Raw genomic sequence first — 19662 nt, 5'->3', positions numbered from 1 at the left:
GCGGGAATGCGGCTCATGGTTCACCGCCCCCGCAACCGATTACGAACGAACCGCGACGCGCGTTCCCGCGTGTGCAGGGTGTGACTACGACATCCTCCGACCTGCGCGCGCGAGCGGCCGAGTACGCACTCCTGCCGCTGCGCCTCTTCCTCGGCATCACCTTCGTCTACGCCGGGCTGGACAAGCTGACGGACACGGCGTTCCTGTCCGCCGCCGGTGACGGCTCGATCGGACAGCAGATGGAGGCCGTACGGGATTCCGCCGCCCTCCCGGGCCTCGTCGAGCTCTCCTCGCACAGCCCGGTGGGCTTCGGCATCGCGATCGCCCTCGGGGAACTGGCCGTCGGACTGGGCGCCCTGGCCGGACTGCTGACCCGGGTCGCCGCTCTCGGCGGCGCCCTGATCTCCCTGAGCCTGTGGCTGACCGTCAGCTGGCCGACCACCCCGTACTACTACGGAAACGACCTCGTGTACCTGATGGCCTGGATCCCGCTGATCCTCGCGGGCGCCCCCGCCCTCTCCCTCGACGCGCTGCTGCACCGCCGCCGCGGGCGGCGCACGTCCGGATCGAGACGGGCGAGGGCCGGCCGCCCGAACCCGGCCGCGGCAGCCCCTTCCTGAGCTGCCCTCACCCGTCGGTGTCAGGGCCGGCCGCGGCCGGTCCTGACGGCCGTGCCCGGTCCCGGGGCGCGCGCGGCGCGGCATCGAGCAGCGCCCATACCCGGCGTCCGTCGGGCGCGACGTCGCTGCCGCAGCTCACGACGGTGCGCAGGGCGGCGAGTTCGGTGAGTACCGCGTCCTCGCCGGGGGCGGCGCCGGCGACGTGGCTGAGCGCGACGGCGAGGATGCGGTGGTCCTGGTCGGCGAGGTGGACGCTGATCCGCTTCCCGCCGTCGGCGACCGCCGCCTGGACGAGACGTCGTACGGCGGCGTCCAGGTCCGGCTCGTCGAGGTGTGCGTACCCCCAGGACCGGACCGTTGCCGTCGCCTGCGCGCCGGCCTTCTTCGCGGCCCACTGGTCCGCGCGGAACGTCAGCCCCGCGGTCTGCCGGTTGCGGATCTCCATCCGCGGGCGGGGCCGGTCCACGGCCCGGGGACCCGGCTGCTGCGCGACGGGCCGGTCTCGCGACGCTTCCACGGGCGTGCCCGGCGGGGAGGACGGCGGCACCTTCGGCCCGCCCGCTTCAGCCGGTGGCGTAGTCATGCGAACACGCTACGCGCACGGACCGGTTCTCCGAAAGCCCGCAGGTCCGGAGCGGGCCGACGGCCGGGGTGCGGCCGCACGCGCGGGGCGTACGGCCGCACCCGCGGTTCAGCGGCGCGTCCAGAGCTGTCCGGGGCCGCCGTTGCAGGGCATCTGGCGCACCTCGCGGCGGCTGCCCGAGGGCATGCCCGCGTCCTCCAGGCACAGCCCGGTGACCCGGTTCCTGATGGTGTGCCGGCCGTCGTTCCAGTCGAACTCCCAGCGCTGGCCCTGGGAGTGGTTGCACACCCGCTGGATGATGGTGGCGCCGGCGTCGAGGCCCGTCGGCTCGATGCAGCTGCTGCTGTGCGCCGGACGCATTTCGGTGGACGGGTCGTCGAGGATGGTGTCCGTCCAGAACTGCTGGTGGGCCGCGTCCTTCTTGCAGTTGAACTGCTGGACGAGGGTGTAGTCGTAGTACGAGCCGCCCCGGATGTCGAGACACTTGCCGGTGGCGACGTTGACGTACTGGTACCTCAGCGCGGTCAGCGCGCCTGACTCCGAAGCGGACGAGGCCTGGGCGGACGAGGCCTGGGCGGACGAGGCCTGGGCGGGCGCGGCCACCAGGGCCGCGGCGGACGCCGCCGCGCCGATGACGACGCCGGCTCGTACGGCCAGTGAGCGCAGAGATCGCATGGTCGGGTGTTCTCCTCACGTCGTGGTCGGTCCGCCGGGCGCCGTCCCCCCGGAGACGGTCGGCCGCAGCCGCCGTACGGCGCCCGGCGCGGCCGCCAGTCTCGCCGGGCGGGACACCCCGGCTCAAAGCCCTTCGACGTCCCTCGAATCCGGACATCGCGCACCGGCGCGCAGTGCCTTCCGGCCAGAAATCCGGGGCCGGACCGCGCCCCCGGACGCGCCGACTACGGTGCGGTGAGAACGCCGTCACCCGGGCGTCCTGTACCTCAGCGAAGCCGACTCCTGGGAGGAACGCCGGTGTTGCGGATCCACTTCGCCCCCGACGACCTGGCCCGCGTACGGATGGCACGCGCCCCCGATCCGCTCGCGGAAACGATCCTGAGCCTGCCCCTCCTCCAGTCACGGAAGACGGGCGGCATCGCCTTCGACGGCTGGCGCCGGCGCACCCGGCAAGGCCTGCGGCCCGAGATGAAGCCACTGCTCGACCTCGCGCCGGGCGACGCCGGGGAGTACGTACCCGAGGCGTTCATGCACGCGGCCGCGGCCACCCTCGACGACAGCCTCGACCACACCTGGTCGCTGCCGCGCCGCCAGTGGCGGGCGGACCTGGACGCCACCCGGCAGCTGCGTCCGGGCGCCCCGCGCTGGATCCACGGGCTGCACGCGGGCGAGCGGGAGTGGAGCGGCGTCGTCCACCGGACGATCCGGCGCTACCACGACCTCGCCGTCGCCCCGTACTGGGCGCAGCTCCTCGCCACCGCGCACACCGACCGCACGCAGCGGGCGCTGGCGGCCGCCGACACCGGGGTGGGCGGGCTGCTCGGCACGCTGCACCCGGAGATCCGCTGGGATCCTCCGGTGCTGTCCGTGCCGTGCGCCCTTTCCGCCGACCTGAAGCTGGAGGGCCGCGGCATGGTGCTCGTCCCGACCTTCTTCTGGCCCCGGCCCCTGGTACTGAGCGACAATGCGGACCCCGAGCGGCCGCTCGTCCTGCGCTACCCCGTCGCCCGCGACCTCGCGGCCTACCAGGCCGTCTGGTCGGCGGCCGCTCCGGCCGGGCCGGACGGCGCCCTCGCCGCGCTGCTGGGCGCCACCCGCGCGCGTACGCTGCACGCCGCGGCGAGCCCGGCCGGGACCGCCGAACTCGCCCGCCGCACGCGGACCTCTCCCGCCACCGCGAGCCACCACGCCACGGTCCTGCGCTCCGCCGGGCTGCTCACGACGGAGCGGGACGGGTCCGGAGTCCGCCATGCGCTGACGCCGCTGGGACGGGCGCTGCTCCACGGGCGGGCCCACACCGGCGATGGCGCACCGCCGTACTCATCAGCCCAGCGCCACGGCGACGAGCGCGGCGGTGACGGTGATCGCCGCGCAGGTCACCAGTAAGGGCCGTCCCGTCGTCAGCACCCAGCCGATACCGCCGCCCGCCGCCGCCTCCCGTAAGGCCGGGGTCTCACCAGTTGCCGCCTCGCGCAGGAGGGCGCACTGGGCGCACTCCTCCGTACCGTGGAGGGAGGAGTCGGAGTCGATCCAGTACGCGCCGTTGAGCTCTGCGAAAGAAACATCCGGGGACACGACTGGACGCGTAGAAGCTGCTTCCATGACCGCCAAACGGGCGGCCGGCGGCGGAAGCAACGGTGACCACCGCATCCGAGACCGGATCGTCACTTCTGCGACTGCTCGGCCAGCGTGGGCCACAGCTCGGGGGCCTCGAAGCCCAGGGCCCAGAGGCCGGGGGGCGCCGACTCCGAAGCGGGTGAGTACGGCCAGGTGGGTGGCCGTGCCGCGGGCGTCCTGGCTGACGGTGTGGAGCTGGTCGGCATGGGCCCGGGCTCATAGCCCCGACCCTGACCCCCGCCGCACGCCCTCCGGGTGACGGCACGTCGGGCAGACGAGTGGTGGCTCAGCCGGCCTGGAGGGCCGCCGCGCCGAAGGACACGTTGAAGCGGTCGCACCAGATGGTGACGCTGGAGTAGTCGGCGAGGTTCACGTCGGCCGGGATCTCGTAGTTCTGGTCGCCCTTGTTGCCCTTGAGCTTGCCCAGGCTCACGTACTTGCCGTCGTCGAAGACGAACCAGCCGTCCGAGCCCTCCTTCACCGGCGCGTCGGTCAGCCACACGCGCAGGTCGGGTCCGCTGCTGGTGTCGAGGTTCTCGAGGCGGAGCGTGCGCGAGCCGTCGGGCAGCTTGATGAGCTTCGCCGTGCCGGTGGTGCTGTGCTCGTGGCTGATCAGCGTGCCCTGGGCAATGGTCCGCGGTGCCGGCGCGGCGGAGGCGGCGGAGGTGGTGGAGGCGGTGGGGAGTGCCTCGTTGACCGTGGAGTCCTGCCAGAGCTTCCACGGCTGGGCCCAGTACAGCCCGGCGCCCAGCACCAGTGTGGCCGCGATCAGCACCCCGGCCAGCAGCGGGCGACGCCGACGCTTCCCCGCGCCCGTCCCCGTCCCCGGCGCCGTCCCCGACACCGCGCCCGTCGTCGTCCCCGTCATGGCAGCCCCTCTTCGTCGTTCCGTTCCCTCACATTCAATGCGGGCGGGGATCCGGCAGCCAGCATCTCCGGATGACGAAAGTCTTACGTCCACGGCCGGGGTGACAGACTGCTTCCTTGATCGTGGGGGCATCAGGCCTCCGTGCACGGTGAATTGGACGCGTAGTGCGCAAGGCGAAGTGGGCGGCCGCGGCCGCTGGTGTGGTGCTGTTGGCCGCGGGATGCGGCAACGGGGGCGGTACGGACAAGGACAAGGGCGCAGAGGCGCCGTCGGCCGGGGCGTCGGCTCCGGCGGCGGGCGCGGGTACGCCGGGCGGCGGGGCAACGGATGCCGCCGCGGTGAAGAAGGAGATCGAGGCCGCTGCCACGTCGGCCGGTTTCACGGAGAAGCCCGGCGATGACGTACCGGCGGACCTGAAGTCCTGCATGGTCTCGTGGACCGCGGACAGCAAGAAGGTCTCCGACTCCAGGAAGTCCTACGACGCCACCATCGCCGCCCTGGCCAAGGGGGGCTGGAAGGAGACCCGGAGCGTCGACCAGCCGGCGACGGTCGTCAAGTCGCTGGACAAGAGCGGCTGGAGCGTGAAGGCGAGCCACCAGGGCAAGGCGGGCGCCCTGCTGATCGTCTCGTTCATCGCGACGGAGACCGGCCCGATATGCGCGAAGGCCTTCCAGGAGGACCTCGCCAAGAACAAGCAGTAGCTCCCCCCCCCTGCCCGGTGGTGTGTACCTGGATACACACCACCGGGCAGTCACGTGCGGGGGCAGCGGCGCACGCCTGGGAGCGCCCACGCGGCCGCCCACCGTTCCGTGGTCATTAACCCTCCCCGATCCGTTCCTTAAGGCGGCCTCAAGAACGCGGGAGCGGGGCCCGAACCGCACATTCGTCCGTTTTGCGGCCGCTAGCGTGCTGTTCGAACCTCATCCCCCAAGCACAGAGGCAGGTCCTCATGGCTGGCCATTCCCATCGCCGTACGACGAGTGCCAAGACGAAGGCGGCCGCGGCGCTGGCCGTCGCGGCGGCCGTCGGGGGCACCGCCCTGGCGCTGACCGGTACCGCACAGGCGGCGTCGGTCGGCGCGACCTTCACCAAGGCGAGCAGCTGGACCACCGGCTACACCGGGCAGTACGTCGTCACCAACCACAGCGGCGGAGCGCTCAAGGACTGGACCCTCGAGTTCGACCTGCCCGCCGGCACCTCCCTCGCCTCCCTCTGGAACGGCGAACACACCGTCAACGGGCAGCACGTGACGGTCAAGCCGCCCCGGTGGGACACGGCCGGGCTCGCGGTCGGCGCCTCCGTCACCGTCGGGTTCGTGACCAACGCGAGCGGGAACCCGGGCAGTCCCACCGGGTGCCTCATCAACAAGGAGAAGTGCTCACCGGCCACCGGGCCGACGCCCAGCCCGAGTGGCCGGCCCACCACCGCGCCGACGGCTTCCGCCTCGCCCACCGCCAAGCCGACGGCCGCACCCACGGCGACTGCGACGGCGACGTCGAAGCCGACCCCGACCGTGACCCCGACCGTGCCCCCGGGCGGCGGCAGCACCACGTCGGCCGGGTTCGCGCCCTACGTGGACACCTCGCTCTACCCGGCCTTCGACCTGCTGGACACGGCGGCCAAGACGGGGGTGAAGGAGTTCAACCTGGCCTTCATCACCTCCGGCGGCGGCTGCTCCCCGCTGTGGGGCGGGGTCACGGCCCTCGGGGACGACCGGGTCGCCTCGCAGATCTCCGCACTGCGGGCCAAGGGCGGGGACGTCCGGGTGTCGTTCGGCGGTGCGGCCGGCTCCGAGCTGGGCCTGGCGTGCGGCTCCCCCGCCGAACTCGCCGCCGCATACGGCAAGGTGGTGGACACGTACCGGCTGACCAAGGTGGACTTCGACATCGAGGGCGCGGCCCTGCCCGACACGGCGGCGAACACCCGGCGCGCGCAGGCCATCGCGCAGCTCCAGAAGTCGCATCCCGGGCTCGACGTCTCGTTCACCCTGCCCGTGATGCCGGAGGGGCTCACGCAGCCGGGCGTCGACCTGATCGCCAACGCCAAGCAGAACGGGGTGGCGGTGTCCGCCGTCAACATCATGGCGATGGACTACGGCCCGGCGTACAGCGGCGACATGGGCGGCTACGCCATCCAGGCGGCCACCGCGACGCAGGCACAGATCAAGGGGGTACTGGGCCTGAGCGACGCGGCGGCGTGGAAGGCGGTGGCCGTGACGCCGATGATCGGGGTCAACGACGTCTCCAGTGAGGTCTTCAAGGTGGACGACGCCAAGCAGCTCGTGGACTTCGCCCGTTCCAAGGGCCTCGGCTGGCTGGCGATGTGGTCGGGCGCCCGTGACAAGCAGTGCCCGGGCGGCGCGAAGAACTCCGCCGACGCGACGTGCTCGTCCATAGTCCAGGAACCGCTGGCCTTCACGAAGGCCTTCGCCGCCCGCGGTTAGGCGCCGCGGGCCCGGCATGATCCGAAGGACACGGCCCAGGTGGGCGGTCGGCCCTCACCCGGCGGCTGCCCCCGGGGCGTTCTGCAACGTCACGACCGTGAAGAGGGCGCCGTCCGGGTCGGCCAGGGTGATCCGGCGGCTCGTGGGCGTGGTGTGGACGGGTGTCACGGCGCGGCCGCCGAGCCGGGTGGCGGTCTCGACGGCGGTTTCGAGGTCCGGCACGTCGAAGTGGACGTGCCAGCGCGGCCGGACCTGCGGGTCGGGGGCCTCTTCCACGGCTCCGCCGCTGATCACGGCGACGGTGTCGCGGCCGCGGCGGACGACGACGTGGTCGTGCTCGAACGAGACGTCGCAGCACCCGGAGCGGTCGCAGGCCCAGTCGAGGACCTCGCCGTAGAACACGGCCGCCGCGAAGGCGTCCCGGGTGCGCAGTTCGAGCCATGCGGCGGCGCCGCCGGGATGCGCCGTCCAGTCCGGGATCACCTCGCCCTGCCAGAACCCGAAGACCGCGCCGTCCGGGTCGGCCGCGAGCGCGGCGCGGCCGGTCCCGAAGGCCAGCGGGCCCACCGCCATCGTGGCACCGCGCTCGCGCACCCGGGCGGCGGTGACGTCCGCGTCGTCGACGGCGAAGTACGGGGTCCACGCGACCGGGATCCCCAGGCGCCGGGCCAGCCCGCCGATACCGGCGACCGGCGCCCCGTCGCGCATCGCGACGGAGAACCCCTCGCCGAGGCGGGTGGGGCGGAACCCCCAGCCCAGCACGGCGCCGTAGAACCGCTGCGCGGCATCGAGGTCGCCGGTCATCAGGCTGACCCAGCACGGCGCCCCGAACACCTCATGGCTTGACGTCGACACCGGCTCCGACCTCCCTCGACCTCCCCCCGATCCACCCTAGCCCCGGGTCGCGCGGCCGGCTCCGAGGCCGGGCCGCTCGGGTCCGAAGACGGCGTAGGCCGTACGGGGTAGCGGGCGCGGCCGGGAGGAACCGGCGGGAGGCCGGGAGGAACCCGCCTCGCGTACGGTGGTGCCGTCTTGATCCGTGTGACGCGTGGTGCCGCCGAGTCCGGGAAGGCGGGCACGTATGTCCGAAGTCATCGTCACCGTACGAACCCTCGTCAACCGCCGCCGGGAGCCCGTCGTCGTACAGGCCGTCCGGTCGACGGCGGCGGCCGTCGTGTCCTATGTCGTCGCGCTCTGGCTGAGCAACGAGCCGGCGCCGCTGACCGCGCCCCTCACCGCGCTGCTCGTCGTACAGGTCACCCTCTACACCACCCTCACCACCGGCATCCGCCGGGTGAACTCGGTCGTGGCGGGTGTCCTCGTCGCCATCGGGTTCAGCGCCCTCGTCGGCCTCACCTGGTGGAGCCTGGGGCTGGTCATCCTCACCTCGCTCGTCGTGGGCCATCTCGTTCGGGTGGACGAGTTCGTCCCCGAGGTCGCGATCAGCGCGATGCTGGTGCTCGGCGTGACGCAGGTGGCGGCCACCGCCTGGGACCGGGTCCTGGAAACGCTGATCGGGGCGGTCGTGGGGCTCCTGTTCAACGTCTTCCTCGCGCCGCCCGTATGGGTGGCGCCGGCGAGCGAGGCGATCACCTCGCTCGCCGGCCGCATGCGCGACCTGCTGTTCCACCTCGGCGACGAGCTGGAGGAGCACACCCCGGTGGAGAAGGCGGCCGCCCGGCTGCACGAGGCCCGGCGGCTGGACAACGACATCGCGGGGGTGGACGCGGCGCTGCGGCAGGCCGAGGACAGCCTGCGGCTCAATCCCCGGGTGAAGGAGGGGCTCCTCTTCCGTCTCGTGCTCCGCACGGGACTGGACACCCTGGAGATCTGCGCCGTGGTCCTGCGCGTCTGCTGCCGCACGCTGACCGACCTCGCCAAGACGCGTACGGACGGCGCCCTCTTCCCGGAACACCTCGCGGAGGCGCTGCGGGAGCTGTTCGCGCACATGGCGAGCGCCGTCGAGAACTTCGCCCTGCTGATCACCGCGCAGATCAGCGCGAGCGCCGAGGAGGCCGAAGCCCGGCTGACGCAGGAGCTCGCGGCGGCTCGCGTCAGCCGCGAGCGGGCCGCGCGACTCCTGCGGGAGGAGGCGCGGGCGAGGCCCGGGACGTGGCAGTTGTACGGGGCCCTGCTCGCGGAAGCCGACCGGGTACTGGACGAACTGGGCGTGGAGAAGCGCTCCGAACGGCTCGTGGAGGAGCTCGACCGGCACTCGCGCACGCAGCGCGCCCGGCGCCCGCGGCTCAGCCGGCTGTGGCGCGACCGCTCGGCCGCGGACCGGTAGGACGCGATCCGGCCGGGCGCCGCGGCGCGCCGGCGGTCAGCGGCCAGCGGCCAGCGGTCAGCGGTCAGCGGTCAGCGGTCAGCGGTCAGCACCAGCGGACCGGCGTGTAGTTGTGCACGAAGCGGGCCGAGACCCAGCCGGGCTCGCCGTGCAGCCGGTACCAGATGTTGTTGCCCTCCACCGAGTGGCCCTTGGCCTGGCAGGACAGTTTCACCTTCTCGAAGGGGTCCAGCGAGCCGAGCGCCTTCGCCGACGTCGTGGGCCGGGCCCGGACGTAGAGGGATGTGCGGCTGACCACGACGCCCTCCACGTGCGCGGCCCGAGCGGCCTCTGCGGACGCGGCGTCGGTGGCCGGTGCGGCCGGCGTGGCGGAGCCCGGTACCGGTTGCGCCGCGGCCCGTTGCGGGGCCGCGGTCGCCGACGCCCCTTGGAGCAGCAGCCCCACCCCCAGGGCGGCCACCGCCATCACCGTCTGAGTCTGCTTGTTCCGCTGCCCCATGTGTTTCTCCCGTCCCGTGGCACATGTCGCGGGCCCGCCAGTCCTGGCCGGCCCGCGATCGACATTGCCCCGGGAGGCACCGCCCGGTCCGGCGGCATGCCGCCCACTCGCCCGAATGGCGCAGGGGTTCACCGTCACCAGTAGTGGTTGCGGCCTCCGACCGCGTGTCCGAGGGAGCCGAGCAGCCAGAGAACGAGGCCCACCACGGCGAGAATCAGACCGATCGTCCACAGAATCGAGATTCCGGTGACGAAGCCTATGATCAGAAGAATCACTCCGAGGACAATCACGATTACCTCCCGGCGCCCCGGTACCCGAGTGCACCAGGACACCCTGCGTGTACCATCCACGCCGCGTTTCATGCCTGGAGTACGCCTGCAAATCAGTCGGGCTCGGAGTAGCTGAAGTCTCCCATCGTCCAGGCGCTTACGTCCTTGATCGCGATCCGGTACATGCCGCCGGTCTCGGGGATGCCCACGGTGCCCTGGAGGATCCGGGCCACGTGGAAGTGCAGGTAGGAGGGTGACGGTGGCGCGCTGCGCGCGGAATCGCCGTCTTCGGCGTCCATGAACAGGCTCGCGAACGTACCGAGCCGGTCCGAGTCCGCCAGGACCTCGGCCACCCGCCGGCGCCACGCGCTCTCGGGAGCGAGGCGGCCGGTGATGACGGCGCCGTGCACCAGGACGGTCAACGACATCTGATTGGTCTGCTGCGACTCCACAGCGGCGGCGATGGCGACGAGAAGGTCGTCAGGCTTCGACATGGGCAGGAATGCTACAAGCATCCGGCCCCGAAGCCGGGCGTGTTCACCCGTGTGCCGAGGCGGCGGAGCTTCAGGTGGCGAAACCGATGTGCACGTGGTCGTGGTGCGTGGCGTCGGAGAAGAACTGGTTCGGCCGGGTTCCACCCGAAAGCTGCACGGGGCCACCGACGTTGTACGAGCCCGCGGCCGCGGCCGCGCGCATGAACGCGGTCACGAGGCTCCGCGGTGTCGCGGGGTCCACGACGGGACGGCCGTCGACCGCCCAGACGTCGAAGGCGCGGCCGACCGGGTGGTCGCTCGGCCGGCCGGTGCCGAACACGTTGAGCGGATGCCCCGACCGGACCACGCTGACCGACATCCGGTGGGTGTCCGCGAGCCGGAGCATCGCGCGCAGCACGCTCTCGTGCACCGCGCCGCTGCGGACGTCCGCGGCCGAGGCGGGCGGCAGCTCGATCCGGGGTTGGGCGAGCACGGCCCGCGCCGGGGCGCCGAGGGGTGCCGCGGGGCCCGGGCGCCCCGGGTGCAGCGCGGTGACGGCCCAGCCCGCGGGGGTGCGGTCGAGGCGTACGTCGATCGTGGTTCCCCCCTCGCGGACGGCGGAGCCGGTCCGGGTGGACTGGGTACAGGGGACCAGGACGCTCGCCGTGTCGGGCAGGAGGCCGCCGTACTGGGCGTAGATCACGCGGACGACCGCCTGGTCCGCGGCCGGTGTCAACGGCCCCGCCTCGGCTGCGAGCTCGGCGGCCAGTGGCGCGGGGATGCCCAGCGCCGCGGCCCGCGCCGCGGCGTTGCTCCGGCCGCCCCGGCCCGCCGGCCAGGTCCCGAGAGCCTCGACGAGCCGTACGGCGGCGAGTTTGGCCGCGGGCTCGATCTCGCCCGGCCCCGGCCGCCACGCCACCGCGGCAGGAAGTCTCCCCGGGGGCGCCGAGGCGGTGGCGCGCGCGGCCCCGACAGGAGGCGTACGTACGCCTGCGGCGGGCGGGGTCGCGGCCGACGGCCCCGTACTCCGCGCGCACCCTGCGGCGGCGGCGCACCAGGCGGCCGTGCCCAGCAGCAGTGAACGGCGCCCGACACCGCCGGAGGACGCCGCGTGCGGTGCGGGACGCGGGACCTGGACCATGGCCGGCTCCTCGGGCATCCGGGGACGGGACGGGGCGCGACGGCCGTGTCCACCGACCGCCACGGGCAACTTCGCACTCCCCCGGCGGCTGTGGCCCGTTCGCCTTGGCCGGCCGCGGCCTTCTCCCCCGTACGGGTGTCCCGCGTCAGGCATCTGCGCGCGGGACGCGTGGTCACCTTCCCAGCGGGGACGTGTCCTCGGCGAGCAGGGAGAGCAGGCCGGCGATCTCGTGACCGGCTTCTGCGGGGTGCCGGAACATCGCCCCTTCCGCGATTTCGTAGCGGTTGCGCCTGCCGTCGCGCGAGCGGGTCAGGTAGCCGTCCGTTTCGAGGTCGGCGACGATCGCCTGGACCGTGCGCTCGGTGAGTCCGCACGTGAGCGCGACATCGCGCAGCCGGACGCCGGGATCGCGGGAGATCGCCACCAGGACCCGTGCGTGGTTGGTCAGGAAGGTCCAGGAAGGACGGCGCTCTGAGCTGCTTTCCATGCCTCCATCATGCGCCGCTCCATTCGTGTGAGACAAGTCGCGTAAGCCGGATCGCGTGAGACGAAACGCGTAATGCAAGACGCGTAAGGAAAGACGCGAAATACTTTTCCAGTAATCCTTGACGCATGACGACTCGCGGCGCACGATCGAGGTGGCAGCGATCCGACTGGGCCAAGGGAGTCGGGAGATGTCTCCAGCTCGGGAACCCACGACGTCGGCATGGACGGGCGACGTAAGGTCGACCCTCCGTGTGGAACCGGACGGCACGGGCGGCGCACTCGTCGTCCTCGCCGGAGAGATCGATCAGGACTGCGCCACCGAACTCCGGGACGCTCTGGTCTCCGCCCTGCGCGCCTATCCCGAAGGACTGGTGCTCGATTTGGCCGGCGTCACCTTCTGTGACTGCGCGTGCCTGAACGTCCTCCTGCGGGCCCGCCTGGAATCAGGCGTCGATCGCGACCACCGCGCGCCCCGCTTCCGGGTCCGGAACACCAGTGCCCGGGTATCGCGGCTGCTCGAGCTGACGGGCACCCTCGCGTACTTCCCGAACGGCTCGGGCCCCGGCTAGGTCCAGCGCCCGCGCCGCGCCTGCGGCGACCCGTCGGGGAACGAATGCGCCGCGCGGGCCGGAGCCGGGGCCGCCACCTCGAACCAGACGGTCTTCCCCCCGTCGCGCGGCATCACTCCCCAGCGCCTGGCCAGCAGGTTCATCACCATCAGGCCGTACCCGCCGGGCAGCCCCCGCACGGTCGGGGTCCGGAGCCGCGGCAGCGCACGGCTGGCGTCGCTGACCTCGATCCGCAGGTCTCCCGCTCGCCGGAGCGCGGCGTCCGGGCCGGAGGGGCCGAGTCTCAGTACGAGCTCCGTGGGGCCTCCCCCGTGCCTGACCGCGTTGGTCACCGCCTCGGATACCAGCAGCAGGACGTCCTCGACGACGGCGGCCCGTTCCTCGTCCGTGAGCCCGCCGTGGTGTTCCGGTGCGGGCCAGGCCCAGTCCTCGATCGCGCCGCGGCAGAAGGCCCGGCATCGCCCGACCACCGCGGCGGCGCCGTACAGGCCGAGCCGCCTCGTCCGGGCACCTGACCCCTTCAGCTCGTTCACGCATGGCCCCTACCCCCGATGCCGGAGTGAAACCTGTAGTGCGGCGGGCGCTCGGCCCGGCCGGTACGCGCGGTCGGCCCGACCGGGCCGAGGTGTGGGGCGGGGACGGCTGGGCAGGCGCGCCCGTGGAAGCGATCGAGCAGGACGGAGGAGCGGAACGCCATGACCAGTCTGTGGATCTACCGTGAGACATCGGGACGCCCGGCGGGGACCGACCTGACCGGTTACGAGGTCGAGGCGCTGGACGGCTCCATCGGCAAGGTCGACAAGCACTCGGACGAAGCCGACTCGTCCCACCTCGTGGTCGACACCGGTCCGTGGATCTTCGGCAGGCACGTACTGCTGCCGGCCGGCACCGTCAGCCGCATCGACATGGACGAGCACACGATCCACGTCGACCTCACCAAGGAGCAGATCAAGTCCGCCCCGGAGTTCGACAAGGACAAACACCTCGGGGACCCGGCGTACCACAGCACCCTGAGCGGCTACTACAGGGGCATCTCGCACCGCGCCTGAGCCCGAGCGCCGCCTCCGGCCCGGGCAGCGCCTACGCGCCGTTGCCGGGCTCGGCCGCGTGCCAGACCGTCGTCGCGTTGCAGAACTCGCGGATGCCGTGGCCCGACAGCTCGCGCCCGTACCCCGAGCGCTTGACACCGCCGAAGGGCAGGGCCGGGTGGGAGGCGGTCATGCCGTTGAAGAAGACGCCGCCGGCCTCGATGTCCCGTACGAAGCGCTCCTGTTCCGCCTCGTCGCGGGTCCAGACGTTCGAACTCAGGCCGAAGGGCGTGTCGTTGGCGAGCTCCACCGCCTCGTCCAGGTCCCGCACCCGGTAGACGGTGGCCACCGGGCCGAACGCCTCCTCGTGGTGGATGCGCATCTCCGGGGTGATCCCGGTGAGGACGGTCGGCTCGAAGAACCAGCCCCGCGCCAGGTCGTCCGGCAGGCCGGTCGGCCGCCGCCCGCCGCACAGGGCCGTCGCCCCGCGGCGTACGGCGTCCTCGACGAGGGCCTCGACGTCGGCGCGCCCCTGCTCGGTGGCGAGCGGACCGACGTCCGTGGACTGGGACAGCGGGTCGCCGATGGTCAGCGCGGCCATCCGGGCCGTGAAGGCGCGGGTGAACTCCTCGTGGACGTCTGCGTGTACGAGGAACCGCTTGGCCGCGATGCAGGACTGGCCGTTGTTCTGCACCCGGGCCGTGACGGCGACCGCCGCGGCCCGTTCGACGTCGGCCGACGGCATCACCACGAAGGGGTCGCTGCCGCCGAGCTCCAGGACGGTCTTCTTCGCCTCGTCGCCGGCGACCGCCGCGACGGCCCGGCCGGCCGGCTCGCTGCCGGTGAGGGTAGCCGCCGCGACCCTGGGATCGCGCAGGATGCCCTCGACGGCGCGGGAGGACACGAGCAGCGTCTGGAACACCCCGTCGGGGAAGCCGGCGCGCCGGAAGAGGTCGCCCAGGTAGAGCGCCGTCTGCGGGACGTTCGACGCGTGCTTGAGCAGCCCCGCGTTGCCCGCCATCAGAGCGGGCGCCGCGAAGCGGACCACCTGCCAGAGGGGGAAGTTCCACGGCATCACGGCGAGGACCACGCCGAGGGGCCGGTAGTGGACCCGGGCGCGGGAGGCTCCGGCGTCCGCCACCTCGGCCTGCGCGGGGTGCTCGTCGGCCAGCAGTTCCTCGGCGTTGCGCGCGTACCAGCGCATGGCCTTCGCGCACTTCGCCGCTTCGGCCCGGGCGGCGGCGAGCGGCTTGCCCATCTCGATCGTCATCGTGCGGGCGATGTCGTCCTGGTCGTGGTCCAGCAGGTCGGCCGCGCGGTCGAGGAGGCGGGCCCGCTCGGGGAACCCGGTCGTGCGGTACGTCCGGAAGGCCGCGTGGGCGGCCGCCAGGCACTGCTCGATCTGCCCGGCGTCCAGCTCGTCGAAGGTCTTGAGCGTCTCGCCGTTCGCGGGGTTGACGGTTGCGATGGGCACGTCCGGCCCTCCTCGTCCTCGATGCGTCGAACCGAACTGAACGGAACCGGACCGTACCGGCCCCGTCATCCGTCCGCCCGGCAGGCCGCGGTGGCGTGTCCGTCCGGGAAGCGGATTCACTCGATCGGCGAGGCCGTCGCCGTCGGCCACGGCCCCAGCTATCTAAGCCATTGCTTATATAAGCGAGGAGTGGCATAGTGGCGGCCGTGCACGCCTTTGATGTTCTCGGAGACCCCGTGCGGCGCCGGATATTGGAGCTGCTCGCCGCCGGCGAGCAGCCGTCCGGGGCCGTCAGCGAAGTGATCCGGAAAGAGTTCGGGATCTCTCAGCCCGCCGTGTCGCAGCACCTGCGGGTGCTGCGGGAGAGCGGCTTCGCCGTCGTACGGGCGGAAGGGACCCGGCGGTTGTACGCAGTCCAGGCCGAGCCCTTGCGCGAGGTGGACGCCTGGCTGGACAGGTTCCGCGGCTTCTGGGAGCAGCGGTTGGACGCGCTGGGCACGGAGCTCGCGCGGGGCCGCCGCGAGCGGCGGGAACAGGAACGAGGAGAAGCGCGATGAGCGACATCGTCGGACAGATCAACGACATCCACCGCGAGGTCGGCCGCCGCGAGGCGGGTGGCGAGGAGGCGCGGACCGTACTGCTGCGCCGTACGTACCCGGCCGGCGTCGAGGACGTATGGGACGCCTGTACGAGTCCGGACCGGCTCGGGCGGTGGTTCCTCCCGGTCAGCGGCGACCTGCGGCCGGGCGGGCGCTACCAGCTGGAGGGGAACGCGGGCGGGGAGATCCTGCGGTGCGAGCCGCCGAGGCTGCTGCGGGTGAGCTGGGTGATGGGCCAGGCGCCCGGGTTCAGCGAGGTGGAGGTGCGGCTGACTCCCGAGGGCGCGGAGCGGACCGTCTTCGAGCTCGAACACGTCGCGGTGGTGGACCCGAAGTTCTGGGGCCAGTACGGGCCCGGGGCGGTCGGTGTCGGCTGGGACCTCACCGTACTGGGGCTCGGGATGCACCTGGCGGGCAATTCCGTACACCCGTCGGAGGCGGTCGCGTGGATGGCGTCGGACGATGCCCGGGCGTTCATGACGGGCAGCAGCGAGGCCTGGGGCGAGGCGCACACGGCGTCCGGTGAGCCGGCTGCGGCCGTGGCCGCGGCGGTGCACGCGACGACCGAGTTCTACGTACCCCCGAAGCCGGAATAACCCGCTCCGCGTCGGGAGGTCTACGGCTCCCGGATGCGGCCGGCGCCGGCCAGCAGCGCGCTCAGGGCGAGCAGGGCCACGGCGCCCAGAGCGGCCGCCCAGGGCGAGTTCGCACCCTCCGGCGCCGGGGACACCCGGTGCCGGGGGTCGTAGGCGACGCGGACCTCCCCGCCCGCGGCCGCGATGCGCCGGTCGTCCGCGAGCTCGTCCGGATAGCCGCCGGGGCAGTTCAGTACGTGGCGGTAGACGATCCTCTCGCCCGGGAGGCCCTCGCCGGCGGAGCTCGTCTTCTGCTCCTGCACCTCGCGTACGACGCACAGGGCGACCTCCGCGCGCGCCGCCGCCTGGTCCGTGGCCGTCACGGTGAGCAGCAGCCCCAGGGCCAGAAAGATCGCCCCGAAGACGCTCCGGCTCCCGTCGACGCAGGCGAAGTACACCACCGAGGCGCCGACGACCAGGACCGCTCCGCCCACCAGCGCGACCGTGCCGGACGGCGCCGAGGCGCCGGCGTAGCACCAGTGCGCCCAGCCGTACAGGGCCGCGGCCGCCACGACGGGCACCAACGCGGCGAGCCCCCGCACCCGCGGCTCAGCCTCTGACATGAACACCACCCCCCTCCCCCGCAGGGACGCCGCAGGGCGCACGGATGGTTTCCGGGGGTGCCCCGCGTCGCGGGCGGCCGCCGCGGCGCGCGCCGGCGCCGCCCGCGACGCGGGGCTCCGAGCGGCGGTTCAGCAGCGGGGGCAGGCGTCGCGGATCACGCGCCAGGTGAACGTGGTGGAGCCCGTGGCGCCGACCGCGTCCTTCGCCGTGACCGTCACGGTACGGGTGCCGCTGCCGCGCAGCACGCCGGAGATCAGCCCGGTCGAGGCGTTGATCGTGAGGCCGGTCGGCAGGCTGACCGCCGACCAGGAATACGGGGTCGTGCCGCCGGTGGCGGACATCTGGAGCCGGGCGCTGTCGTACTGGTAGTTGACCTGGTTGCCGGGGAAGGCCACCGCCGGGGCGGCGGCCACCGCGGTGACCGCGGGCGCGGCCGGCTGCGCGGCAGCCGCGGCCGACGAGCCGACGGGAGCGGCCAGGACGGCCGCCAAGCCGACGGCCAAGGCCGCTAATCGACGCGGGACACGCTGGTTCGATCTCAACAGGACCTCCGAACTCGCTTTGTGGACAGCTGCGTTCAAGGTGCGATGGGACGCCGGAATCCTACGCACAGGCGTGCGTTTCCACCAGAACGACTGCACGGCCGGCTCACGGCCGGTTCAACGCGGCGTCCAGCGCGCTCAGCAGTTGTTCGATGTCGGCGCCGGTGGTGTGGAGATGGGGGCTGATGCGGATGGCCGAGCCGCGGGCCCCGACGAACACGTTCGCCTCCTCCAGCGCCGCCACCACGCGCTTCTGGAGTCCGTCGGGGACCGTGATGCCGAGCATGTGCGGGCCGCGCGGCGACGGGACCGGCAGCCCCCGCTCCCGCGCCGCCGAGGCGATACGGGCCGTGGTGGCCGCCAGGGTGACGGCGACCCGGGGGACGGTCCAGGCCGACAGCTGTTCCAGGGCGGCGAGCGCCATGGGGGTGAGTTCGAAGGCGGTGCGCGCGCCCACGTCGAAGCGGCGGGCTCCGGGCTGGTATTCGGTGCGGTACTCGACGAGCCGCCCGAAGTCGTCGGAGTCCTTGCGCACGATCCAGTTCTCCTCCAGCGGCCGCCCCTCCTGCCGGTCCGGAGCCACGTACAGGTAGCCGAGCCCGAAGGGGCCGAGCAGCCACTTGTAGCCGACGCTGACGAGGAAGTCGGGCCGCAGCGTGCCCATGTCGATCGGGATGGCACCGGCGGACTGGCTGGCGTCGATGACCAGGGCGGCGCCGGCGGCCCGGGTGGCTTCGGCGATCCGGTCCAGGTCGAGCAGGGCGCCGTCCGTCCAGTGCACCCGGGGCACCGAGACCACGGCCACGGTGTCGTCGAGGGCGTCCAGGACGGCCTCGGTCCAGGTCTGGCCGGGCTCGCGCCGGACGGTGAGCATCGAGGCCCCCGTACGCTCGGCGAACCGCCACCAGGTGTAGATCCCTGACGGGTACTCGCCGTCGAGGACCAGGATCCGGCTGCCGGCCCGCGCCGTCAGGTTGGCGGCGGCCACCGCGAACCCGTAGCTGGTCGCCGGTACGAGGGCGATGTCGTCGGCGGTGGCCCCGATGAGGCCCGCGAACAGTGCCCGGCGCTCCTCGGCCCCGCTGAACCAGTCGGGGCCCAGGAGCCGCCAGGGCTGGGCACGTTTGAGCAGGGCGGCCTCGCCCGCGACGAGTCCGGTGCGCAGCGTCGGTGCCACGCTGGCGGTGTTGAAGTAGGCGATGCCGTCGGGGATGTCGAACAGCTCGCGGGCGTTGGGGAGCGGCTCGCTGCCGACGGGCGAGGTCATGGCGTGCCTTTCGCGTCGTTCGAGGGCCTGGGCCCACCACACTGCCCGGCTCGCGTGGCCGGAAACACCAGCCGCCCCGGTGGAACACCGCACTCGCCCCGGTTGGCCGACCCTCGCCGTCGGGGTGCCGGACGGGCGCGCCGCAACCGCCGTCCGGCCCGCCGGGCCGATAGTGGGGAGCTGTGAACAACGCGTCAGAGGGACATGCGGAAGACGGACACGAGGAAGAGGGCGGCGCCTGGTCCGGGCCTGCCGGGGCGGAGGCGTTCGCGGCGGTGGAGGCGGCCACCGACTGGCTGCTCGGCTATCCGTTCGTGTTCGAGGCGCTGTCCCGCCGGATCGGCACGGACGGTGTGCTCGTGGACTACGGCTGCGGGCCCGGCCGGGTCGCCGACCGGGCGGCGCGAGTGCTGGGCGCGCGGGTGCTGGGCGTGGACACGTCGGCCGAGATGCTGGCGCTGGCCCGCAGCACGGCGACGGCGGTGGCGGAGTTCCACCTGGTCAGGGACGGCCGGGTGACCGGCCTGCCCGACGGGTGCGCGGACGCGGTGATGTGCAATCACGTCCTGGCCTCGCTGCCGACCGAGGAGGCCCTGCTCGGGGTGTTCGCCGAGATCCGCCGCCTGCTGCGGCCCGGAGCCCCGCTCGTCCTGCTGTCCACCGACCCCACGTGCACGGAGCTGGAGTACGCCTCGCTGCGCGTGGGCACCGCGGGTGCCTCGTACCGGCCGGGCGAGGAGATGCCGCTCCGGCTGCGGCGCACGGACGGGACCTGGCAGGAGGTACGCAACCACGCCTGGCCCGTCGACCGGCTGCCGGTCCTCCTCGAGAGCGCCCGCTTCCGCGCCGTCACCCAGCGCCGGCCCACGGTGGACGAGGCACTGGCCCTCGCCGACCCGGGTCTCCTGCACCGCTACCCGTGGACCGCGGAGCGGGCCGAACCGCCGCTCGTGATCACCTCGGCCCTCGCCGCCTGAGCTTCTCGGAGACCATCGTGTTCCCCACTCCTGTCCGTGCTGTCCG

At 73.0% G+C, this 19662-nt stretch carries 25 protein-coding genes; 10 read left to right on the top strand and 15 right to left on the bottom strand.

Going from position 1 to position 19662, the window contains the following annotated elements:
• Nucleotides 1–80: 80 nt before the first annotated feature.
• The gene (locus IF02_RS0110920; RefSeq protein WP_078622013.1) at nucleotides 81–620 is read left to right on the top strand and encodes a DoxX family protein; all 540 of its coding nucleotides are present in this window, start codon (nucleotides 81–83) and stop codon (nucleotides 618–620) included.
• A gap of 7 nt (nucleotides 621–627) precedes the next feature.
• Here IF02_RS0110920 and IF02_RS35130 read toward each other — a convergent pair whose 3' ends face one another.
• Both IF02_RS35130 and IF02_RS0110910 read right to left on the bottom strand, forming a co-directional pair.
• The gene (locus IF02_RS35130) at nucleotides 628–1203 is read right to left on the bottom strand and encodes a hypothetical protein (protein ID WP_199809205.1); all 576 of its coding nucleotides are present in this window, start codon (nucleotides 1201–1203) and stop codon (nucleotides 628–630) included.
• Between the two features lie 108 nt (nucleotides 1204–1311).
• Complete coding sequence (locus IF02_RS0110910) at nucleotides 1312–1878, bottom strand: RICIN domain-containing protein (protein ID WP_030155739.1); 567 nt, start codon at nucleotides 1876–1878, stop codon at nucleotides 1312–1314.
• 297 nt (nucleotides 1879–2175) lie between these two features.
• Here IF02_RS0110910 and IF02_RS0110905 point away from each other — a divergent pair, with 297 nt between their 5' ends.
• On the top strand, nucleotides 2176–3264 hold the full coding sequence (locus IF02_RS0110905; protein WP_051696123.1) for an ArsR/SmtB family transcription factor: 1089 nt from the start codon (nucleotides 2176–2178) through the stop codon (nucleotides 3262–3264).
• Here IF02_RS0110905 and IF02_RS0110900 read toward each other — a convergent pair.
• Both IF02_RS0110900 and IF02_RS0110895 read right to left on the bottom strand, forming a co-directional pair.
• The gene (locus IF02_RS0110900; RefSeq protein WP_030155736.1) at nucleotides 3202–3453 is read right to left on the bottom strand and encodes a hypothetical protein; all 252 of its coding nucleotides are present in this window, start codon (nucleotides 3451–3453) and stop codon (nucleotides 3202–3204) included. The genes IF02_RS0110905 and IF02_RS0110900 overlap by 63 nt on opposite strands.
• Nucleotides 3454–3781: 328 nt before the next feature.
• Entirely contained in the window at nucleotides 3782–4363 is a 582-nt protein-coding gene (locus IF02_RS0110895; protein WP_078622011.1) for a DM13 domain-containing protein, read from the bottom strand.
• 164 nt (nucleotides 4364–4527) lie between these two features.
• On the opposite strand from IF02_RS0110895, the gene IF02_RS0110890 reads away from it, so the two are divergent.
• Both IF02_RS0110890 and IF02_RS0110885 read left to right on the top strand, forming a co-directional pair.
• Nucleotides 4528–5064 (top strand): hypothetical protein, encoded by a 537-nt coding sequence (locus tag IF02_RS0110890; RefSeq protein ID WP_030155732.1) that lies wholly within the window; start codon nucleotides 4528–4530, stop codon nucleotides 5062–5064.
• Between the two features lie 248 nt (nucleotides 5065–5312).
• Entirely contained in the window at nucleotides 5313–6806 is a 1494-nt protein-coding gene (locus IF02_RS0110885) for a cellulose binding domain-containing protein (RefSeq protein WP_030155730.1), read from the top strand.
• A gap of 54 nt (nucleotides 6807–6860) precedes the next feature.
• Here the strand turns inward: IF02_RS0110885 and IF02_RS0110880 are convergent, their stop codons facing one another.
• Nucleotides 6861–7610, bottom strand: a complete 750-nt coding sequence (locus IF02_RS0110880; RefSeq protein ID WP_030155728.1) for a VOC family protein — start codon at nucleotides 7608–7610, stop codon at nucleotides 6861–6863.
• Between the two features lie 277 nt (nucleotides 7611–7887).
• On the opposite strand from IF02_RS0110880, the gene IF02_RS0110875 reads away from it, so the two are divergent.
• The gene (locus IF02_RS0110875) at nucleotides 7888–9093 is read left to right on the top strand and encodes an FUSC family protein (protein ID WP_030155726.1); all 1206 of its coding nucleotides are present in this window, start codon (nucleotides 7888–7890) and stop codon (nucleotides 9091–9093) included.
• Nucleotides 9094–9178: 85 nt separating this feature from the next.
• On the opposite strand, the gene IF02_RS0110870 is transcribed toward IF02_RS0110875, so the two are convergent.
• The 5 genes from IF02_RS0110870 to IF02_RS0110850 form a co-directional block, all read right to left on the bottom strand.
• Nucleotides 9179–9592 carry an SH3 domain-containing protein gene (locus IF02_RS0110870; protein ID WP_051696122.1) on the bottom strand — a complete coding sequence of 138 codons (414 nt, stop codon included), beginning with the start codon at nucleotides 9590–9592 and terminating at the stop codon, nucleotides 9179–9181.
• A gap of 134 nt (nucleotides 9593–9726) precedes the next feature.
• Nucleotides 9727–9882 carry a DUF6131 family protein gene (locus IF02_RS35125; RefSeq protein WP_234318160.1) on the bottom strand — a complete coding sequence of 52 codons (156 nt, stop codon included), beginning with the start codon at nucleotides 9880–9882 and terminating at the stop codon, nucleotides 9727–9729.
• A gap of 92 nt (nucleotides 9883–9974) precedes the next feature.
• Nucleotides 9975–10355, bottom strand: a complete 381-nt coding sequence (locus IF02_RS0110860; RefSeq protein WP_030155722.1) for a hypothetical protein — start codon at nucleotides 10353–10355, stop codon at nucleotides 9975–9977.
• Between the two features lie 70 nt (nucleotides 10356–10425).
• On the bottom strand, nucleotides 10426–11493 hold the full coding sequence (locus IF02_RS0110855; protein WP_234318159.1) for a hypothetical protein: 1068 nt from the start codon (nucleotides 11491–11493) through the stop codon (nucleotides 10426–10428).
• A 154-nt stretch (nucleotides 11494–11647) separates the two neighbouring features.
• The gene (locus tag IF02_RS0110850; protein ID WP_030155718.1) at nucleotides 11648–11962 is read right to left on the bottom strand and encodes a helix-turn-helix transcriptional regulator; all 315 of its coding nucleotides are present in this window, start codon (nucleotides 11960–11962) and stop codon (nucleotides 11648–11650) included.
• A gap of 250 nt (nucleotides 11963–12212) precedes the next feature.
• Here IF02_RS0110850 and IF02_RS33075 point away from each other — a divergent pair, with 250 nt between their 5' ends.
• On the top strand, nucleotides 12213–12530 hold the full coding sequence (locus tag IF02_RS33075; RefSeq protein ID WP_051696121.1) for an STAS domain-containing protein: 318 nt from the start codon (nucleotides 12213–12215) through the stop codon (nucleotides 12528–12530).
• Here the strand turns inward: IF02_RS33075 and IF02_RS0110840 are convergent.
• A complete protein-coding gene (locus tag IF02_RS0110840; protein WP_324603762.1) occupies nucleotides 12527–13063 on the bottom strand; it encodes an ATP-binding protein in 537 nt (178 codons plus the stop codon). The genes IF02_RS33075 and IF02_RS0110840 overlap by 4 nt on opposite strands.
• Before the next feature lie 162 nt (nucleotides 13064–13225).
• On the opposite strand from IF02_RS0110840, the gene IF02_RS0110835 reads away from it, so the two are divergent.
• Complete coding sequence (locus IF02_RS0110835) at nucleotides 13226–13579, top strand: PRC-barrel domain-containing protein (RefSeq protein ID WP_030155714.1); 354 nt, start codon at nucleotides 13226–13228, stop codon at nucleotides 13577–13579.
• Between the two features lie 31 nt (nucleotides 13580–13610).
• On the opposite strand, the gene IF02_RS0110830 is transcribed toward IF02_RS0110835, so the two are convergent.
• A complete protein-coding gene (locus IF02_RS0110830; protein WP_030155711.1) occupies nucleotides 13611–15032 on the bottom strand; it encodes an NADP-dependent succinic semialdehyde dehydrogenase in 1422 nt (473 codons plus the stop codon).
• 206 nt (nucleotides 15033–15238) lie between these two features.
• Here IF02_RS0110830 and IF02_RS0110825 point away from each other — a divergent pair, with 206 nt between their 5' ends.
• A complete protein-coding gene (locus tag IF02_RS0110825; protein ID WP_030155710.1) occupies nucleotides 15239–15589 on the top strand; it encodes a winged helix-turn-helix domain-containing protein in 351 nt (116 codons plus the stop codon).
• A complete protein-coding gene (locus IF02_RS0110820; protein ID WP_030155708.1) occupies nucleotides 15586–16227 on the top strand; it encodes an SRPBCC family protein in 642 nt (213 codons plus the stop codon). Before IF02_RS0110825 ends, IF02_RS0110820 begins: the two co-directional genes overlap by 4 nt.
• Nucleotides 16228–16247: 20 nt before the next feature.
• Here the strand turns inward: IF02_RS0110820 and IF02_RS34305 are convergent, their stop codons facing one another.
• From IF02_RS34305 to IF02_RS0110805, 3 genes are all read right to left on the bottom strand, one after another.
• Nucleotides 16248–16829: a hypothetical protein gene (locus IF02_RS34305; RefSeq protein WP_158708483.1), complete on the bottom strand. Its 582-nt coding sequence runs from the start codon at nucleotides 16827–16829 to the stop codon at nucleotides 16248–16250.
• Between the two features lie 129 nt (nucleotides 16830–16958).
• The gene (locus tag IF02_RS35465; protein WP_030155704.1) at nucleotides 16959–17333 is read right to left on the bottom strand and encodes an Ig domain-containing protein; all 375 of its coding nucleotides are present in this window, start codon (nucleotides 17331–17333) and stop codon (nucleotides 16959–16961) included.
• Nucleotides 17334–17478: 145 nt separating this feature from the next.
• Nucleotides 17479–18639 carry an aminotransferase class V-fold PLP-dependent enzyme gene (locus tag IF02_RS0110805; RefSeq protein ID WP_030155702.1) on the bottom strand — a complete coding sequence of 387 codons (1161 nt, stop codon included), beginning with the start codon at nucleotides 18637–18639 and terminating at the stop codon, nucleotides 17479–17481.
• Between the two features lie 182 nt (nucleotides 18640–18821).
• On the opposite strand from IF02_RS0110805, the gene IF02_RS0110800 reads away from it, so the two are divergent.
• Nucleotides 18822–19616, top strand: coding sequence for a class I SAM-dependent methyltransferase (locus IF02_RS0110800; RefSeq protein WP_078622009.1), 795 nt, complete (start codon nucleotides 18822–18824; stop codon nucleotides 19614–19616).
• Nucleotides 19617–19662 lie beyond the last annotated feature (46 nt).

This window comes from Streptomyces sp. NRRL S-244 (assembly GCF_000717915.1).
In the GTDB taxonomy this organism is placed as follows: domain Bacteria; phylum Actinomycetota; class Actinomycetes; order Streptomycetales; family Streptomycetaceae; genus Streptomyces.
This window is presented reverse-complemented; position numbering and strand designations above follow the sequence as displayed.

What these genes read in the sequence shown, in the direction of transcription:
- IF02_RS35130 (WP_199809205.1), bottom strand. Translation starts at nt 1,203, where the DNA reads ATGACTACGCCACCGGCTGAAGCGGGCGGGCCGAAGGTGCCGCCGTCC.
- IF02_RS0110910 (WP_030155739.1), bottom strand. Translation starts at nt 1,878, where the DNA reads ATGCGATCTCTGCGCTCACTGGCCGTACGAGCCGGCGTCGTCATCGGC.
- IF02_RS0110895 (WP_078622011.1), bottom strand. Translation starts at nt 4,363, where the DNA reads ATGACGGGGACGACGACGGGCGCGGTGTCGGGGACGGCGCCGGGGACG.
- IF02_RS0110885 (WP_030155730.1), top strand. Translation starts at nt 5,313, where the DNA reads ATGGCTGGCCATTCCCATCGCCGTACGACGAGTGCCAAGACGAAGGCG.
- IF02_RS0110880 (WP_030155728.1), bottom strand. Translation starts at nt 7,610, where the DNA reads ATGACCGGCGACCTCGATGCCGCGCAGCGGTTCTACGGCGCCGTGCTG.
- IF02_RS0110875 (WP_030155726.1), top strand. Translation starts at nt 7,888, where the DNA reads ATGTCCGAAGTCATCGTCACCGTACGAACCCTCGTCAACCGCCGCCGG.
- IF02_RS0110870 (WP_051696122.1), bottom strand. Translation starts at nt 9,592, where the DNA reads ATGGGGCAGCGGAACAAGCAGACTCAGACGGTGATGGCGGTGGCCGCC.
- IF02_RS0110860 (WP_030155722.1), bottom strand. Translation starts at nt 10,355, where the DNA reads ATGTCGAAGCCTGACGACCTTCTCGTCGCCATCGCCGCCGCTGTGGAG.
- IF02_RS0110855 (WP_234318159.1), bottom strand. Translation starts at nt 11,493, where the DNA reads ATGCCCGAGGAGCCGGCCATGGTCCAGGTCCCGCGTCCCGCACCGCAC.
- IF02_RS0110850 (WP_030155718.1), bottom strand. Translation starts at nt 11,962, where the DNA reads ATGGAAAGCAGCTCAGAGCGCCGTCCTTCCTGGACCTTCCTGACCAAC.
- IF02_RS0110835 (WP_030155714.1), top strand. Translation starts at nt 13,226, where the DNA reads ATGACCAGTCTGTGGATCTACCGTGAGACATCGGGACGCCCGGCGGGG.
- IF02_RS0110820 (WP_030155708.1), top strand. Translation starts at nt 15,586, where the DNA reads ATGAGCGACATCGTCGGACAGATCAACGACATCCACCGCGAGGTCGGC.
- IF02_RS34305 (WP_158708483.1), bottom strand. Translation starts at nt 16,829, where the DNA reads ATGTCAGAGGCTGAGCCGCGGGTGCGGGGGCTCGCCGCGTTGGTGCCC.
- IF02_RS0110805 (WP_030155702.1), bottom strand. Translation starts at nt 18,639, where the DNA reads ATGACCTCGCCCGTCGGCAGCGAGCCGCTCCCCAACGCCCGCGAGCTG.